The sequence below is a fragment of the Chryseobacterium gambrini genome (genome assembly GCF_900156825.1).
Classification (GTDB): Bacteria; Bacteroidota; Bacteroidia; order Flavobacteriales; family Weeksellaceae; genus Chryseobacterium; species Chryseobacterium gambrini.
This window is the reverse complement of sequence record NZ_FTOV01000001.1, coordinates 121,606-138,668: the sequence shown is the minus strand read 5'-3', so window position 1 is coordinate 138,668 and position 17,063 is coordinate 121,606. Positions and strand designations below refer to the sequence as shown.

The 17,063-nt window shown below is 36.1% G+C and carries 15 protein-coding genes; 8 read left to right on the top strand and 7 right to left on the bottom strand.

Annotation, left to right across the window (positions count from 1 at the left end):
- The first annotated feature begins 141 nt into the window (after positions 1-141).
- The 6 genes from BW951_RS00610 (at position 142) to BW951_RS00585 (ending at position 5,615) form a co-directional block, all read left to right on the top strand.
- Positions 142-855: an alpha/beta hydrolase-fold protein gene (locus tag BW951_RS00610; RefSeq protein WP_076390028.1), complete on the top strand. Its 714-nt coding sequence runs from the start codon at positions 142-144 to the stop codon at positions 853-855.
- Positions 856-903: 48 nt separating this feature from the next.
- Positions 904-1,857: an ATP-grasp domain-containing protein gene (locus BW951_RS00605; protein WP_076390026.1), complete on the top strand. Its 954-nt coding sequence runs from the start codon at positions 904-906 to the stop codon at positions 1,855-1,857.
- Positions 1,858-1,884: 27 nt separating this feature from the next.
- The gene (locus BW951_RS00600; RefSeq protein WP_076390024.1) at positions 1,885-3,003 is read left to right on the top strand and encodes a carboxylate-amine ligase; all 1,119 of its coding nucleotides are present in this window, start codon (positions 1,885-1,887) and stop codon (positions 3,001-3,003) included.
- Positions 3,004-3,038: 35 nt separating this feature from the next.
- Positions 3,039-3,875 (top strand): type 1 glutamine amidotransferase, encoded by an 837-nt coding sequence (locus BW951_RS00595; protein ID WP_076390022.1) that lies wholly within the window; start codon positions 3,039-3,041, stop codon positions 3,873-3,875.
- Between the two features lie 83 nt (positions 3,876-3,958).
- Positions 3,959-5,143 (top strand): hypothetical protein, encoded by a 1,185-nt coding sequence (locus BW951_RS00590; protein ID WP_076390020.1) that lies wholly within the window; start codon positions 3,959-3,961, stop codon positions 5,141-5,143.
- Positions 5,144-5,159: 16 nt separating this feature from the next.
- Entirely contained in the window at positions 5,160-5,615 is a 456-nt protein-coding gene (locus BW951_RS00585) for a hypothetical protein (RefSeq protein WP_076390017.1), read from the top strand.
- 87 nt (positions 5,616-5,702) lie between these two features.
- Here the strand turns inward: BW951_RS00585 and cphA are convergent, their stop codons facing one another.
- From cphA to BW951_RS00550, 7 genes are all read right to left on the bottom strand, one after another.
- Positions 5,703-8,330 (bottom strand): cyanophycin synthetase, encoded by a 2,628-nt coding sequence (cphA, locus tag BW951_RS00580; RefSeq protein ID WP_076390015.1) that lies wholly within the window; start codon positions 8,328-8,330, stop codon positions 5,703-5,705.
- A 516-nt stretch (positions 8,331-8,846) separates the two neighbouring features.
- Complete coding sequence (locus tag BW951_RS00575; protein ID WP_228427452.1) at positions 8,847-9,158, bottom strand: DUF1905 domain-containing protein; 312 nt, start codon at positions 9,156-9,158, stop codon at positions 8,847-8,849.
- 7 nt (positions 9,159-9,165) lie between these two features.
- A complete protein-coding gene (locus BW951_RS00570; protein WP_228427450.1) occupies positions 9,166-10,452 on the bottom strand; it encodes a winged helix-turn-helix domain-containing protein in 1,287 nt (428 codons plus the stop codon).
- Between the two features lie 35 nt (positions 10,453-10,487).
- The gene (locus BW951_RS00565) at positions 10,488-11,618 is read right to left on the bottom strand and encodes a DNA/RNA non-specific endonuclease (RefSeq protein WP_084196327.1); all 1,131 of its coding nucleotides are present in this window, start codon (positions 11,616-11,618) and stop codon (positions 10,488-10,490) included.
- 131 nt (positions 11,619-11,749) lie between these two features.
- Positions 11,750-12,496 carry a hypothetical protein gene (locus tag BW951_RS00560; protein ID WP_076390009.1) on the bottom strand — a complete coding sequence of 249 codons (747 nt, stop codon included), beginning with the start codon at positions 12,494-12,496 and terminating at the stop codon, positions 11,750-11,752.
- Positions 12,497-12,540: 44 nt separating this feature from the next.
- A complete protein-coding gene (locus tag BW951_RS00555; RefSeq protein WP_076390007.1) occupies positions 12,541-13,041 on the bottom strand; it encodes a hypothetical protein in 501 nt (166 codons plus the stop codon).
- Between the two features lie 629 nt (positions 13,042-13,670).
- The gene (locus BW951_RS00550) at positions 13,671-14,510 is read right to left on the bottom strand and encodes a GLPGLI family protein (protein WP_076390005.1); all 840 of its coding nucleotides are present in this window, start codon (positions 14,508-14,510) and stop codon (positions 13,671-13,673) included.
- A gap of 390 nt (positions 14,511-14,900) precedes the next feature.
- Between BW951_RS00550 and BW951_RS00545 the strand changes: the two genes are divergently transcribed.
- Positions 14,901-15,788 carry a cyanophycinase gene (locus tag BW951_RS00545; RefSeq protein WP_076390530.1) on the top strand — a complete coding sequence of 296 codons (888 nt, stop codon included), beginning with the start codon at positions 14,901-14,903 and terminating at the stop codon, positions 15,786-15,788.
- A gap of 389 nt (positions 15,789-16,177) precedes the next feature.
- A complete protein-coding gene (locus tag BW951_RS00540; protein WP_076390003.1) occupies positions 16,178-17,020 on the top strand; it encodes an isoaspartyl peptidase/L-asparaginase in 843 nt (280 codons plus the stop codon).
- The last annotated feature ends 43 nt before the right edge of the window (positions 17,021-17,063 follow it).

The following is a 17,063-nucleotide window of genomic DNA, read 5'->3' as shown; positions in this document are numbered from 1 at the left end:
ATCAAGAAATTATTGATTTTATAAGATTAAGTTTACCCTAAAATCCTTTTTTAATCCCTAATTTAGAAATCATTAAATCAGGATAATGGAAAAGCAGACCTTATTATCAATTTACTGATTAAACCCAAATACGAAAAAAAAATGCCACAGATAGAGCATACAGATTATTATTCACATATACTAGGAACAAGTCTTAAAGTGGAAGTTACAGGACATTACGGTTATCCGATCATCATGTTTCCGACTTCACAGGGACAATATACCCAAAACCATGATTTTCATCTTAACGGAAGCATCAACTGGTTTATAGAGCAGGGAAAAGTTAAACTTTACAATGTTCAGACCATAGACGGATGGAGTTTTTATGACAACAATATTTCTCCTCAGCAAAGGATTAAAAATTATGAAAAATATGTTCAGTTTCTGATTCAGGAATTTGTTCCTTATATTCAGAAAATTCATAAGACGCACCGAGTTGCGGTCGCGGGAGCAAGTTTCGGAGGATATCATGCGGCTAATTTTGCTTTCCGTTTTCCGGATGTTGTCTCGCATCTGTTCTGTCTGTCAGGAGCATTCAGCATCAGAAATTTTATGGACGGCTATTCCGATGAGCTGGTTTATTTCAACTGTCCGCGTGAATTTGTGAGAAATGATGAAGCATGGAAATACAAACATATGCATATTGTTTTAAGCACTTCGGATGAAGATATCTGCAAAGATAAAAACGTGGAAATGGCAGAAATTTTAGCTTCAAAAGGTATTGATTTCTGGTATGATGAAAGAAAGTGGATTAATCACGACTGGCCGCTTTGGAGGATGGTTTTCCCAACTTTTATAGGAACCTTTTTCTCTTAAAAATAATTTAAAATTTAACATTAAAATACAACATTAAAAAATACATTTATGGCAAAAAAAGTAGGAATTCTATTCGGTATGGAAGATACGTTTCCTTGGGCGTTTATTGATAAAGTTAACGAATTGGGAGGTGGAGAAATCATCGCAGAACCTGTACATATTGATAAACTTGAACAGGGTGCAGATTACGGATATGCTGTAATTATCGACAGAATTTCGCAGGATGTTCCTTTTTACAGAGCGTACCTGAAAAATGCAGCATTGAACGGAACCTATGTCATCAACAATCCTTTTTGGTGGAGCGCAGACGAAAAGTTTTTTAATAACGCTTTAATGACGAAACTGGGAATTCCGCTTCCGAAAACAGTTTTGCTTCCGTCTCACGAAAGACCGACAAACACTTCAGAAACCTCTTTCAGAAACCTGAAATTCCCTCACGACTGGGATTATATTTTCGATTATGTAGGTTTTCCGGCGTACATGAAACCGCATGACGGAGGCGGATGGAGAAATGTATACCGCGTGGAAAATCCGGAAGATCTTTGGACGAAATTAAGCGAAACAGAGCAACTGGTAATGATGGTGCAGGAAGAAATTATCTTTGACGATTATTACAGAGTATACTGTTTAGGTAAAAAATATGTTCATATCATGCCTTATGAGCCGAGAAATCCTCATCATTTGAGATATGCAACTACACATCAGACGCAGGGTGCAGAACTGGAGAAATTATTAAAAACAATTCACGACTACACCATCAAAATGAATGAAGCGCTTGGCTACGATTTCAACACGGTAGAATTCGCCATAAGAGACGGAATTCCTTATGCAATCGACTTCTGTAATCCAGCTCCGGATGCAGACAAAAATTCTGTAGGAGAAGAAAATTTTGCATGGATCGTAGAACACGCAGCCAAATTAGCGATCGAAAAAGCAAAAGAATATGTTCCGGGAAAACCAAACATCTCTTGGGGAACTTTTGTAAAAGATTCTGTAAAATAAGAATATCAACAAAAAGCACGAAAAAAAATGCATCAATTTACTATTGGAATCGAAGAAGAATATCAGATTATTGATGTTGAGAGCCGTGATCTGGTCTCTCATGTTTCGAAAATTATTGAAGGCGGAAAAGCTGTTTTAAGTGAAAATTTAAAGCATGAAATGCATGAATCCATGATTGAAATGGAAACAGGCATCTGCCAGAATATTCAGGAGGCAAAAGCCGAATTAACGAATTTAAGAAGACATCTTATAAAAACCGCCCACGAACAGGGACTTCGGGTTTCCGGCGGCGGAACGCACCCTTTCTCCAACTGGGAACACAACACCATTACAAACGGAGAGCGTTACATTAAAATTGTAGACGACATGGGTGATGTGGCGAGAGGAAATTTAATTTTCGGGCTTCACGTCCATATCGGAATCCCAAACCGTGAAGAAGGCGTAAGAATACAGAATGTGATGAGGTATTTCCTTCCGCACGTTTATGCACTATCAACGAATTCTCCTTTCTGGATCGGAAGAAATACAGGTTTTAAGTCTTACCGACAGGAAATTTTTGTAAAATTCCCAAGAACCGGAATTCCGAGTTTTTTCAATTCTCTGGCGGAATTTGACAGTTATGTAGACCTTTTGGTAAAGACAGGAACCATTGATAATGCTAAAAAAATATGGTGGGATCTCAGAGTTCACCCGTTCTACCCTACAATCGAATTCAGAATCTGCGATATGCCGATGAGAATTGATGAAACCGTTTGTCTGGCTGCCATTATGCAGGCTTTGGTTGCAAAAATCTACAAACTTCATCAGCAGAATTTAAGTTTCAGAAGCTACAGAAGATTATTGCTAAATGAAAACAAATGGCGTGCTTCCAAGAGTGGAATTGAAGCTCATCTGATTGATTTCGGAAAAGAAGAATCTGTGCCTTATCCTGATCTCTTAAAGGAACTTCTTGAGTTTATTGATGATGTGGTGGACGAATTAGGATGCAGAAAAGAGGTGGAATACGCATGGACAATTCTTGAAAACGGAACCGGAGCAGACCGACAGCTAAAAGTCTTCAATGAAACAGGTGATCTTACGAAAGTTGTTGATTATATGATCTCAGAAACTGAATACGGCATCACACACGGAGAAACCGCTTCATAATTTTTTTGGTAACTTTGTAAAAAATATGAAGTCGTATGAATGATATTCGAATTGCTTTGCTGGACATGAACAACAATCATGTGAATCAGGGTTTTAAAAATATTAAAGAAATTTCTGAAGCATTTAAGCTAAGCTGTGCTCAGGAAAACGTAAGCATTGAAACATTCGATGTGAGATTTAAAAATGAAATGCCCAATGTTGAGGATTTCGATATTTTTATTTCTTCGGGAGGTCCGGGAGATCCGCACAGAGAAGGTCTTGAATGGGAAGATAAATTTGCTCAGTTTCTGGATAATGTTTTTGAACATAACCAGTACAGCGATGACAAAAAATATCTGTTCCTGATCTGTCATTCTTTTCAGTTGGCAAGTATCCACTGGAAACTTGGAAATATCTGCAAAAGGAAATCGTATTCTTTCGGAGTAATGCCGGTTCATAAAACCGAGGAAGGAGAACAGGAATTTTTATTCAAAAATCTTCCCGATCCTTTCTATGCAGTAGATTCCAGAGCGTATCAGTTTATCGAACCGGATCATGAGCGTTTTGAGGAGCTGGGTATGAAAATCGTGGCTATTGAAAAATTCCGTCCACACATCAATCTGGAAAGAGCGGTGATGGCAATCCGTTTTTCGGAGGAAATATTCGGAACACAGTTTCATCCGGAAGCAAATCCTGCAGGCATGATTGAAAATCTGAAAGACGAAAAGAACAAGCAGGCGATGATTGAAAATTTCGGAATGGAAAAGTATCTTGAAACCGTGGACAGAATGGATGATGAAGATAAAATCATCCTTACTCAGGCTCAGATTCTGCCGAGATTCTTACAGTTTGCAAAAAAAAACGTTTTGAAGCAGGCAGAAGCAATGGCTTAAATTTTTAATAAAACGAAAATATCAATACAAAAATCGGACACAGAAACTGTCCGATTTTTTAAATCACAAAAAGAAAAAGAATTATGATTCCAAAATACAGAAAGCAATTTAATCAGGAATTTTCTCAGGAAAAATACAATCAGTTTAAAGAAATTTTAGAACAGAAAAGTGGTCTGGAAACCGGATTCAGAATTTCCGAAAGTCCTTTATTTTTAACAAAAGAATTTGAATCTAAACTTATTGATGCCAGCGAAAGCATCATTACACAGATTAAAAATCTTCCTGAAGAAACTTTACAAAAGGCGATTCCTGATAACTGCAGGGTTCCCAACGACACAAAACAGCCTCACTTTTTTACGATAGATTTCGGGATTTGCAAGTGCGAAAACGGCGAGATTGAACCTCAGCTGATCGAGCTGCAGGCTTTTCCTTCACTGTATGCATTTCAGAAAGTTTTTGAACAGACATTCTGTGATGTTTATCCTTTTCTTTCGGAGCTGCAAAATAAAACTCCTCATGAAGATTTTAAAAATTACATGAAAGATTTAATTCTGGGTAATGAAAATCCTGAACATGTAATTCTCCTTGAAATTTACCCTGAAAAGCAAAAAACTGCCATTGATTTTGTTCTGACTGAAAAATTACTGGGAATAAAAACGGTTTGTTTAACCAAAGTGAAAAAAGAAGGAAGAAAACTATTCTACGAAAACGATGGAAAACTAACGGAGATCAGAAGAATTTACAACCGTGTTATTTTTGACGAATTAGACAGAATTCCGGATCTGAAAACTGAATTTGATTTCCGTGAAGATGTTGATGTAACCTGGGTTACGCATCCGAACTGGTTTTTTAAAATTTCTAAATTCCTCCTTCCGCTTTTACAGCATCAATTTGTTCCGAAAAGTTATTTCCTGCATGAATTTCCGGAAAGTGAAAACCTTGAAAATTTTGTACTGAAACCTTTATTTTCTTTTGCAGGAAGCGGAGTCAATTTAAATCCGACAAAGGAAATTACAGATGCTATTGAGGATAAAGAAAACTATATTTTGCAGAGAAAAGTAACTTATGAGCCGATTTTTGAAGATATCAACGGAGAGTTTTCAAAAGCAGAGATCAGATTACTGTATATCTGGCGCGAAAATGACGAACGTCCTATTCTACTGGAAAATCTGGGCAGAATGACGAAAGCTGCCATGGTAAATGTAGATTTCAATAAGAAAGATGCAATCTGGATCGGAAGTTCAAATGCTTTTTTTGCGGAGGAATAGATTATACGAATAAACAATGGAAGAAAAGTCAGCTTTTGAAGAGTTTGAAATGCAGGATAATGTACGAAGAAGAAGTTTGTTGCCACTCTGGATCAAAATATTTTTATGGTTCTTTCTGATCGGGGGTTCTTTTGCCGTAATCTTTTTAATGATTGCTCCTTTTTTAAGTAATATAAGCCTATCGCTTTACGGCATCAATGCCAGTCATCCTTATACTTTACCCGGAATAATTGTAACATCTCTGTTTATATTCAAAGGAATTGTTGCGTACGGACTTTGGTTTGAGCAGAAATGGGCTCCACAGGCAGCAATTATTGACGCCATTATTGGCATTGGAATATGTATTATCATGATGGTAGTTATTCCTTTTACGTCTCCTAATATAGGTTTTAGCCTAAGATTAGAGTTGATCCCGTTATATTTTTATCTGGTTAAAATGCAGAATATAAAATCGACATGGGAAAACAGGTAATAAAAAAAGCTTCGAATGTTCGAAGCTTTTTTTATTTGGTTTCGGCGGCATCTTCGATGCCGCCGAAACTTTTAAACTGTATTTACATTATATTTTATCATCCTCAAGCAGTTCTCTTGCCTGATATTCCTGAACCAGATCAATTGCATTCGAAATCACATCACTTAAAGCGGTAATGAATGTTCCTTCTTCAGCCATTCCCATGGCATGTTTTAAGGCGTCAATTTCTTTAGGAATTGTTTCATAGCTTATATTTTTTCCTGAACTCTGCATTCCTTCAATAATCAATCCGTTAATTTCATCTTCCGTTCTTCCACGAAGATGCTTTTCGTTTCGGATGATGATGTGATCGAACATTCTTCCGGCAATTTTTCCGCATTCTCTGATATCGTTGTCTCTTCTGTCTCCGACTCCCGAAATAATGCCTATTTTTTTTGTAGCTTCTACATTTTTAAGATAATCTTCAATTGCTTCGTAACCTGCCGGATTGTGGGCAAAATCAATTAAAACTTTAAAATTTTTAAACTTAAAAACATTAAGTCTTCCCGGAGTAAGCTGTGCACTCGGAATAAAAGTTCGTAAAGAATTCGATATATCTTCAATTCCGAATCCGTAGAGATAAGATGCTAAACTCGCTGCCAAAACATTCTCGATCATGAATTTAGCCTTCCCTTCCATTGTGATCGGGAAATCTTTTGCCTTTCCGATCCTGATCTTCCAGTCTCCTTTCTTAATGGTGACAAATCCTTCTTCATACACGCAGGTAATCTTTCCTTCTTTTGCAAATTTCCTGATGTGCGGATTGTTCTCATCCATACTGAAAATGGCTACATTGGAATGGAGATCATTAACAATTCTCATGGAATATTCGTCATCGGCATTCATCACGCTCCATCCGTTTTTCTTTACGCTGTCCAGCACTACCCTTTTTACCCGGGTAAGATCTTTCAGGTTATGAATATCGTTCATTCCCAGATGATCTTCCTTGATATTGGTTAAAACACCGATATCGCACTGAGAAAATCCTAAACCGGAACGTAAAATTCCGCCTCTTGCTGTTTCCAGAACGGCAAATTCTACCGTAGGATCTTTCAGGATAAATTCAGCGGAAAGAGGTCCTGTTGTATCTCCTTTTGTTAACATCGTATTTTGAATATAAATTCCGTCCGATGTGGTGAAACCTACTCTGTAACCATTGCTTTTAACAATATGCGAAATTAGTCTTGTTGTCGTTGTTTTACCATTGGTTCCCGTTACAGCAATAATTGGGATCGTAAAAGGTTTTCCCTGTGGATACAGCATATCTACGACGGGAGCCGCAACGTTTCTCGGCAACCCTTCACTTGGAGCCAAGTGCATCCTGAATCCCGGAGCTGCGTTCACTTCAATGATGGCACCGCCGCTTTCTTTTAAAGGCTGGGTTAAATTTTCAGCCATAATATCAATTCCGCAGACATCAAGACCAATGATTTTTGAAATCCTTTCAGCCATGGTAATGTTTTCCGGATGTACCATATCGGTAACATCTATGGAGGTTCCTCCTGTAGAAAGATTGGCAGTTGATTTCAGATAAACGATTTCTCCTTTCTGCGGAACCGTTTCCAGAGTGTACTGAAGTTTTTCAAGAAGTTCAGTCGTATCTTTATCGATCAGGATTTCGGTTAAGACATTTTCGTGTCCGTATCCTCTTCTCGGATCTTTATTTTCTTTATCAATTAATTGCTGAAGATTCAGTTCGCCGTCTCCCATAACGTGGGCAGGAACTCTTCTTGCGGCTGCAACCATCTTATTGTTGATGACCAAAACCCTGAAATCGTATCCTGTAATGTATTTCTCAACAATTACTTTTCTTGAGTATTTCTGAGCGTGTTCCAGACCTATTTTCGCCGATTCCCAGTCGTTTACATTAATTGAAGAGCCTTTTCCGTGGTTTCCGTCCAATGGTTTGATAACAACGGGATAGCTAATTTTTCTGATAACACTTTCTAATCCTTCTTCATCGACTACCAAATCTCCTATCGGAACAGGAATTGCCGCATCATGGAGCATTTTTTTTGTTAATTCTTTATTACAGGCAATATCTACCGCGATTGAACTTGTATTTCCTGTAATGGTCGCCTGAAATCTCTGCTGATTCACGCCATACCCCAACTGCACCAAAGAGTTGGTTCCCAGACGAATCCATGGAATTCTTCGGGAAACGGCTTCTTCCACGATACTTCCTGTAGAAGGACCGAGACGCACTCTTTCCCTGATTTCTTTCAGTTTTTTTATACAGGCATTTAAGTCATATTCTTCACCTTTTATCAGAGCTTCAGCAATTTTCACCGATTCTTCGGCTGCATAAATTCCTGCATTTTCCTCAATATAGTTGAATACGACATTATACACTCCCGGAGTTTTTGTTTCACGCGTTCTTCCGAAACCAACGTCCATTCCCGCTAAAGTCTGGATTTCCAACGCGACATGCTCAATAACGTGTCCCATCCATGTTCCCGTTTCGATACGGTGAAAAAAACCGCCTTCCACCCCTTCGGAACATCTGTGAGAGAACAAAGAGGGAATCAGTTTTTCTATTCTTTCTCTGAAGCCGTCAATTTTATTGGTTGGGAAATTTTCCATTTCTTCGAGATCCAATCTCATCTGTATCAGTTTCTTTCTTCTGATGCTCCAAATGTTTGGTCCCCGTAACGCCTGTATCTTCTCAATTTTCATAGTCTATTTGCATTTTTTTAATAGTTAACAATAACTCCATTTATTCAAAGATAATGTAAAACCCGAAACGAAACTATACCACAGTTAAACATTTATTAAAAAATGAATAAAAAATATTAAAATTTTTAAAATCTCAGGAATAAAGATCAATACAATTGAAACCTGGTTGAATGTCTGCCGCCATTAAAGATTGTTTAATAAGGATTAGTAACAACCGTTTTATATTAGCTGTTTACATCTAAACTTTTTTACCGCAAAAGATTGTAACACTTTAGTTGTTTAAGTTTAATCCTTAAATGAAAAGAAAGAGCAGATAAGTTAAAAAAATCAAAGATTTTTTCTCTTTGCAGACTTTTGAAATACTTTAAATAAATCCGATAAAGTCTTTTGTCTCTTTTGCGGTTAAATTTAAAATGAGTTTAAACTTTCTCTAAAAAATTAAATAAAGGTATTCTAAAAACGTTTAATAGCTGAACCAATCTGCCATAAGATAATTATAGAAAAACGATTCTGTTTTTAAATCCATAGAATCGTTTGTATGTCTTTACCGGTTTCAAGCTTTTCTTTTTTCCGTATCTCTGCCTTTAATGGCAGTAAGTACGTTTCATGTTTGGAGTCAAACCAAATGGCTGTTTCCCATTCACTATTTCCAATTTGTGCTTTTGCCTTTAGTCTTCCCCATCCTTCTTCTTCCGATTTTAAATTTTTTCTGATTTCTTCTGCCAGCTTATGCGGAAGCGAAACAAAATACCAACCGCCCTTTCCGGAGGACTGCCACATTTTTGTAGTAAACTCATACTTTATACTTCCTCTCTTTTTCAAATTCATAGCTGCTTTATAGTCGATTATTTAATGAGAATAATGGTCTTATTTTATTTGTGAATTTTGATGGACTAACTTTTGTCAATTTAAGGGTATTACAACCTTTAAAAGTGGCAAAAGACTTTATCATGTCTACAAATGATTCTTTCCATAATTCATTGTCAATATTTGTATTTTCAATGTGCAAATGGATGATTTCAAATTCTTTTTCTTTTCTGTGCGCTTTACAATCCACCCGTCCTATAAAGGTGTCTCCAAATAATACAGGTAAACAAAAATAACCGTATTGCCTTTTCTCTTTTGGTGTGTAACATTCAATCTTATAATCAAAATTAAAAAACTGTTTTATTCTGTCCCGATGAATAATTGAATTGTCAAATGGCGATAAAATATGAATGTCTGAACTGGTTTTGTTTAACGAATTTTCAAGTGAAGTTTTATTCACAAAAACAGAAGGCATATTTTCAATATTTACTTGCTTTATGGTTCCTTCCTGAAGCATTGATTTTAAGACGATGTCAACATTTTTTCGTATTAATTCTCCTGTTTTAAGATGGGTAATTTGCTTTACTGTGGTAAATCCGTAGGCTTTCAAATAGGTTTTTACTAAATATTCAGCAAATTCGAGTTCAGTTGGTAAGGTTGTATTAATCGTGTTCGGTAAAACATTTTCAGTAAGGTCATACATTTTTTGCATTCTCTTTCTGCCGGTAATCATTAAGTCACCTTGCAAAAAAAGTCTTTCAAGAGCTATTTTTGTAGGTTTCAAGCTCCACCAGCTTCCCGCTTTTTTGGTTTCATTTTCAAAATCCCTTGCTTTTTTATGACCTTCTCCACGAATGGTATCTAAAACATACTTCATCACTTTTGGGTCTGCATTGTAATAATGCGTTTTGCTTTGTTTCACCTCTGTCATTTGAGGCAATGCAAACCGAAAATCCTTTATGGGAAGATAAGACGCAGCGTGAAACCAATATTCAAATATTTTATGTTCTTCAACCAATTCATCTAAATATTCTGCTTTATAATCTGGTATTCTTGTCCAAAGTGTATGATGATGGGCTCTTTCAACAACTGATAAAGTGTCAATTTGTAGATATCCAAAATGTTCTAATGCCCGAAGAACTGCATTTTTACCTTTTCCAAAAGGATATGGCTTTGTTAATCCCTGACTTTCTAATGTCAAAAAACGAAGCTGCGATAAATTCAATTCTTCCGTCATAATTGTTATTACGAAAAATTCAATAGAATTACTAAAGTTGAACCTTACAATAATGTTTGGTAGAAGCACTTCTTCCACACTTTTTGCAAGCTACGACTACAAGTAGTATTTTTTTATATGTTTTGAATAAACTTGGTATAATCAACGCTTCTTTTCTGCTGTTCATTTACAAATCTGTTATATCTCATTAACTGTTTCATTCTTTTAACTTCATTTATTAAGTCACTAGTTTCATTTTTAGCAATGAATTCGTCAAATTCTGTAGCAAGATGTAAGTGATTAATATGGTTCGCATCTGCGTAAAATAAAAGCCTTTCATTTCTATTGATATCTACATCATTGAGTCCAAATTTTATTCCCGTCTTTTCCTCAATAAGCTTAATTTTTACTGTCCATTTTTTTAAATCCTTTTTATTGAAGAGCCTCTCAATATCCTCTGCTTTTAAGGACGGATTGACACGCTTTATTTCCAATGACATTAATTCATCCAGCATTTTTTGCATTGCAATTTCGTGACTAATTAAAAATCCAATTGCTTCAATTTCATTTCCTTTATTATAAACGATGACTTTCCAAAAGTTTAAAGGAACTAACAAGTCGTTTATGAGTTTTGCTTTATTAAAAATCGGACCAGTAAAAACGGAAATTTTATTATCTTGAAAAATACTACGTGCCATATAGTAATCTTCCAAGTCATTCCATAAGCCTGCATTGAATTTTCCAACTTGAGGACAGCAATTTGTGAAATGAAAAGTATCTCCCATTGCTATTTTTCTTCTATCCTCTGTTTCGCCCCATGCTGGGTCATAAAATCGAACCATGTGACCGCGTTGAAAACCAGAGTTTGTATAGTCGTCGTTAGTAAATTGAAAATTGTTGCCATTCACTTCAAGGCGATTATCTATACGCCAAGGGTTACTGCCACGTTCATCATGAACTCTTGCTATTTCGTTACTTTTACCTTCAATATTAACTGCAGAATAAAATGGCAGCTTTTTATCTTTGTTGAACAACACACTAAAGTTTGTGTAGTCAAGAAATAATTTCCCATTTTTGCTGGGCTGCTGGTTAATTGCTATTTGGTATCTTAAGTTATCATCTACCATAGGTAAAGGCAAACTTGTATTAAGAAAATTGATATTATAACCTTCCCGATTACTGAAATCAGGATCTCTTAATGCAGATTCAGTAATTTCCTCACTGGTTACGAGATCTGTTGATTCAATGATAAGACTTTCCATCATTTCTTTTAGTTTAAAGTTATATTGCTGCCAATGGTCTAAGCATTAGCGAATATGGGGATTTTTTGCACAAATGTTCATCATAACTCCTTCAGTGCCGCTTTTGGTAATATATTGTTGTCAGCTATTTATTCTTAGACAGCATTTACTTTCCAAGTTTGTGAATAATCAGGTAAATTGTTTTTATTTGAGAAAACATCAACCTTAACAAATCCATTATTACCATTAGGTGTATATGAGATTGCTGTTTTTCCGTAGTTGGTCGCAAGAACTGTTGGGTAGCAAGGTCTCGTATCAAATCTATACCCACCATTTGATATTTCCGCATAAGGAACAATAACATTTCTTGCTGTTCTAATACCATTTTGGGATGCTATATCTTTAGCAGCAAGACAAAGTCCTGCTAAAAATGGTCCTTCTACATTTGTTATGACACGACCATATGAATTTAAAAACGGTACAGATGCATTTTCGAAAGAAGTGGTACTGTCATAAATTTGTTGAGTTAGAAATTTTTGATTATGCGTATTATAACCATAATATCCTACTGCGTTAGAATAGTTACTTGAAGGAGCATTATTTACTGAACAACTAGTCCCATTACAATAACAATCTTTTCCAAAGTATTTTTCAACTATGTTTCCAACTAAAGATGAAATTAAAGCACTTCCTACTGTTCGCAAAAGCCAACCCCACATAAATTCACTATTTGCGTCAATAGTAACGTCAATGACTTCCGTATTCATTGGCATCAAAAGTTTTGAATTTTCAAAATTGTCTGGGTTAGCTTCTGTTTCTAAACTTCCAAAAGAAAGGTCAGGAAACATTATTAATCCTGTTGAAGCTAATCCAAGTTTTTTAATAAATTGATTTCTGTCCATATGATGAGTTTTTGTTTTTAAATGGTTGACAAAGTTTTGGGGTATTACTGAATGTAGATTTTTTTCATGAACAGCTTCTGCTCATCGGCTTTTGCGGCAATAGCCAGTTGAAAATCCTGTAAATCCTGAGGTATCGTACTTTTCATTCCTTTATCCTGTAAAACCGTAAGATGGGCATTGACTAATGAAATAAGATCTGTAAGCTTACTGCCGACTCCTTCGAAATTGCGTTTCTTAATATCCGTCAGAATCTGTGTGGTGAGTTTAGTGGGAATTCCTGCTCTTTCAATGCGTATTCTTAAACTTTTAAGAGGTTTTTTCAGATCTTCTCCTAACAGATACAGAGCCTGAGTAGCCTGTTTCTGCTTCACCAGAGCTGTATTACTGGCTTCTTTCTGCTCTACTTCTGTAATTTTCGACTGAAAAGCATCTTTATATGCCTGCGTATAATTGTGATCTTCCTCTGCAAAAAGCAAAAGATCCCTGCTGAAACTGGCGATAAGGTCTTTTGCCAGCGGAAGATATTCTTCCTGTTTGATATACATGGTTATTGGTTTTTAATTTAATACTAATATAATAATTTTTATTACAAATTCAATATATAGTTAAACATATTTTTCAATAATGATATTTATTTCACTTTTTCAGTATACCTCCAAATCATTGAAAACTAAGCAATAATAGTATCTGACAAAGAGAATCATCCTTACTCATGGTAAGCAAATAAAAAATATGGATTAGAAAAAATCTGTTCTTGATGGGATTAAAAATTAGCAAGCGTTTTCTAACAGAGATCCTTCGCCAAGCTCAGGATGACACCTCGAATACCAACCGCAATATTTAAACATCTTCAACCTGAACATGTCGAAACGTTTATTAGTAAAAGAGATAAGTCAATAAGTTAATTATTTATTGAATAACTTGTAAACTAGAGTGAATGAGATTTTTCATCAGGTCAAAACCTTTGGTTTGCAGGGTAATTATTTGGAGACTCCGGACAAAATGACTGCACACAAAGGTCAACAGGGCTTTTCGTCCATCAAAATGCTGTTCTCTGTGGGATGAATTGCGTTTACCTTTAAGCTGAAATCTATTTCAGAAGGATCAATCTGTTTTTACGCTTGGGAAATTGCTGTTTTCAGTAGAGACAATACCTTTTACCCTCCGCTGAAACTTATTCCAATTCGATGGGATTATACGGAAGAGGAGGAGATTTTACAGCGATCTGGCTACCATCTTCGTTATACGCTTTTCCATGAAAAAAGCCGGGATTGTCATGATACGTTTGCAATGCTTTTCTAAACTGCTCTCGGGTTATATGAAGAATTCTTTTTTCATTTCTCAGATAGACTCCATTTATCTTTTTATCCATTGCAATAGCTGTAAAATGAAAATTATTGTCGCTGTCTTCCAATTCTAAAATTAAACCGGGAAGATTCTGAAAAATGTAAGGACCGTTGTTAATTGGAATTTCTTTGCAATACCATGCTGCATATTTTCTTCCCCGATACTTCGTAGTGGCTTTATGGCATATATACCCAAGGATTTCTCTGGTCTCGTTTTCAAGTTTCCAGTCGAGAGCGGGCTGTTTTTCTTCATATTGGTAAGTAATATTTGTTTTATCCTGTACCGTAATGTTATTTTCCTGAAAATTTTTAATTAAAATACTTCTCCATTTTTCCGCTAAATTAAGGGACTGACCTAATTCTTTAGCTCCTATTTTCTCCAAATGACTGTATTTTTCCATTAAAGAATCTTTGCGCAATACATTAAAATCTGAAAATTTAGAAAATTTCTTTCCTATCTGGAGAACACAAGTTGTTTCCAGCTTTTTCTTTTTGGGATCTTTAACAAATTCTGCTTTATAGTAAATATTCTGATAACTGCTGTCAATAACCATGGCTTCATAAGAATCAGGTTTCATAGAAAAATTTCCGCTTACGGAAATCTGGGCATAGGAGAAAAAACTTAAGAATAAAAACAGGGACTTTAATAAATGATGAGGGTGAAACATTGGTGATCTGGTTTAGAAATTTACTGTGTTAAATATATATTGAATTTATGATTCAGCTCAATGGCTGCAATTAACAATTCATCATTGTTTTTATTTGATGGTATTAAAGACAGAAATTGGCTGAACTTTTATTAAAAAAATAACTCTATTCTTTTACACAACCACAAAAATAACAAAAAGATGAGTTAAACTTTTGTTCAAAATACTGATTATAAAAGAAAAAGATGGCGATAGCTTAAAAAAAGGCTCTAATTTTAATTTTTGTAAAACTTAAATATTCTCACAATCACTTCTCATACCTGCTTTTTAAATTTTATTTTCACTTATTGATTATCAATCCCTCTTAATCCTTTCTCAAATGTTAATTATTTTTTAAATTTGCACCCTATGATGAAACCTGTTGGAAAATTAATTGTTATCGGAGGTGCTGTAAACAAAGGAAGTTTTGCAGAAACCGATTTTGATCAAAGTGTAGAAAAAAACCTGAATTTTTTTGAGAGGGGAATTCTTCGAAAGATTATTAATGAATCTAAATTGAAAGAGAATTCCGTTATTGAGATTATCACCACTGCCTCTCAGATTCCGCAAATTGTAGGTTCCGAATATAAAAAAGCCTTCGAGTTTTTAGGCGCTAAAAATGTAAACATCCTTGATATTCATAACCGTGAGGAAGCGAATTCTGATGCTATTGTTGCGAGAGCCAATGCTGCAGATGTGGTGATGTTTACAGGTGGAGATCAGCTGAGACTGACTTCAATTCTTGGCGGAACAAGGTTTCACGATACCATTTTACTGAAATATCAGGAACAGGATTTCATCTACTCAGGAACTTCTGCCGGAGCCGCTGCGGCATCGGAGAATATGATTTATCAGGGAAGCAGTTCCGAAGCTTTGCTGAAAGGAGAAATTAAAACCACTCAGGGTTTGGGACTGATTGATAATGTGATTATCGATACGCATTTTGTACAGAGAGGAAGAATCGGAAGACTTTTTCAGGCGGTGGTAAACAATCCGAGAACTCTGGGAATCGGTCTGGGAGAAGATACCGGATTGTTCATCCATAATGATGTGATGACGGCGGTAGGTTCGGGACTGGTGATTCTGGTGGACGGAAGGTTTATTAAAGACACGAATCTTACGAATATTAATCTTGGAGAGCCTATTTCTATTGATAATTTAACGGTTCACGTAATGTCGATGAACGATCATTATGATCTTACGACTAAAGCGCTGACGATTGAGAACTCTCAGTTTAATCCGATCCCGCAGGAAAAGTAGAATGTGAATGGTAAATGGTGAATTGTTCCTGTGACAATTTTAGATATTTACAGCGAACTTTTTTAAATAAAATATTCCTGTTTGAAAACGCAAAGAAGCAAGATTTTTATTCGTCTCAAATCTTTAAGGCGCATGAAAATCCAAAATTTTCAATAAGGATTGATGCTTAATTTTATCGTGGATAGAAAGAATCTCAGGATTGCAATATAAATGAGATTCGTGACCAGTGAAAAGCACAGTGAACGATTGAAATATGCAGGAAAATCTTAGCCCCGATAGAAACGGCATCCTTTTGGGTTGCGGACGGAGCAAAGCGGAGTCCGTAACCCAAAAGATACAGTGGATAGCGGGAGTAAGCTCCAAATAAAATATAAACGACATCAGAATATATGAAAATAATCATCCACGGCGGATTTTTCTCGGAAAGCGACCAGAGCCACGAAGTAAAAACAGCCAAACAGAATTCATTAAAAAGCATTGCTCAGAAAGCATTTGAATATTTAAAAACCAACTCTGCATTTGACACGGCTGCGTACGCTGTTTCTTTGCTGGAAGATGATGAGCTTTACAATGCAGGAATCGGTTCGCAGATCCAGAGTGATGGCGTGATCAGGATGAGTGCAGCGATTATGGATGGAGCAACGCAGAAATTAAGCGGTGTTATCAATATTCAGGATGTGAAGAATCCTGTTTTTGTGGCGAAAGAGCTGATGAAAGAAGACGACCGGGTTTTGGGAGGAAGCGGCGCAAAAAATTATGCTACAGAACATGGTTTCGAGAATTTTTCAACCGAAATTCCGCAAAGGAGAAAAGAATATGAAGCGAAACTTGAAAATGGCGGAAAAGGAACGGTAGGTTGTGTAGCGATTGATAAGGACGGAAAATTAGCCGTTGCCACTTCTACCGGAGGAAAAGGTTTTGAAATCCCGGGAAGGATATCCGATTCGGCTACTGTTGCCGGAAATTATGCGAATTCTTTCTGTGCGGTAAGCTGTACCGGAGTGGGTGAAGATATTGTAAGCAATGCCACCGCAACGAAAATTGTAACCAGAGTTACCGACGGCATGACGATAGAAGAAGCGTTTACAAAAACTTTCGACGAATTAAAAACCATTGATGGCTTTGCAGGTGCGATTGCTATTGATAAAAACGGAAATATATACCACCAGGATTCTTATCCCACTATGGTTTTTGCAAGTTTTGACGGAGAAAATTATGAAGTTTTCAATTAAATTTAACATTATTTTATAAGTCTGTTTATTTTTTTGGCACACA

Coding starts and splice junctions, on each gene's coding strand:
- BW951_RS00590 (WP_076390020.1), top strand. CDS start 3,959: ATGATTCCAAAATACAGAAAGCAATTTAATCAGGAATTTTCTCAGGAA.
- BW951_RS00595 (WP_076390022.1), top strand. CDS start 3,039: ATGAATGATATTCGAATTGCTTTGCTGGACATGAACAACAATCATGTG.
- BW951_RS00575 (WP_228427452.1), bottom strand. CDS start 9,158: ATGAATTTGAAAAAGAGAGGAAGTATAAAGTATGAGTTTACTACAAAA.
- BW951_RS00555 (WP_076390007.1), bottom strand. CDS start 13,041: ATGTATATCAAACAGGAAGAATATCTTCCGCTGGCAAAAGACCTTATC.
- BW951_RS00540 (WP_076390003.1), top strand. CDS start 16,178: ATGAAAATAATCATCCACGGCGGATTTTTCTCGGAAAGCGACCAGAGC.
- BW951_RS00585 (WP_076390017.1), top strand. CDS start 5,160: ATGGAAGAAAAGTCAGCTTTTGAAGAGTTTGAAATGCAGGATAATGTA.
- BW951_RS00545 (WP_076390530.1), top strand. CDS start 14,901: ATGAAACCTGTTGGAAAATTAATTGTTATCGGAGGTGCTGTAAACAAA.
- BW951_RS00565 (WP_084196327.1), bottom strand. CDS start 11,618: ATGATGGAAAGTCTTATCATTGAATCAACAGATCTCGTAACCAGTGAG.
- BW951_RS00610 (WP_076390028.1), top strand. CDS start 142: ATGCCACAGATAGAGCATACAGATTATTATTCACATATACTAGGAACA.
- cphA (WP_076390015.1), bottom strand. CDS start 8,330: ATGAAAATTGAGAAGATACAGGCGTTACGGGGACCAAACATTTGGAGC.
- BW951_RS00560 (WP_076390009.1), bottom strand. CDS start 12,496: ATGGACAGAAATCAATTTATTAAAAAACTTGGATTAGCTTCAACAGGA.
- BW951_RS00550 (WP_076390005.1), bottom strand. CDS start 14,510: ATGTTTCACCCTCATCATTTATTAAAGTCCCTGTTTTTATTCTTAAGT.
- BW951_RS00605 (WP_076390026.1), top strand. CDS start 904: ATGGCAAAAAAAGTAGGAATTCTATTCGGTATGGAAGATACGTTTCCT.
- BW951_RS00600 (WP_076390024.1), top strand. CDS start 1,885: ATGCATCAATTTACTATTGGAATCGAAGAAGAATATCAGATTATTGAT.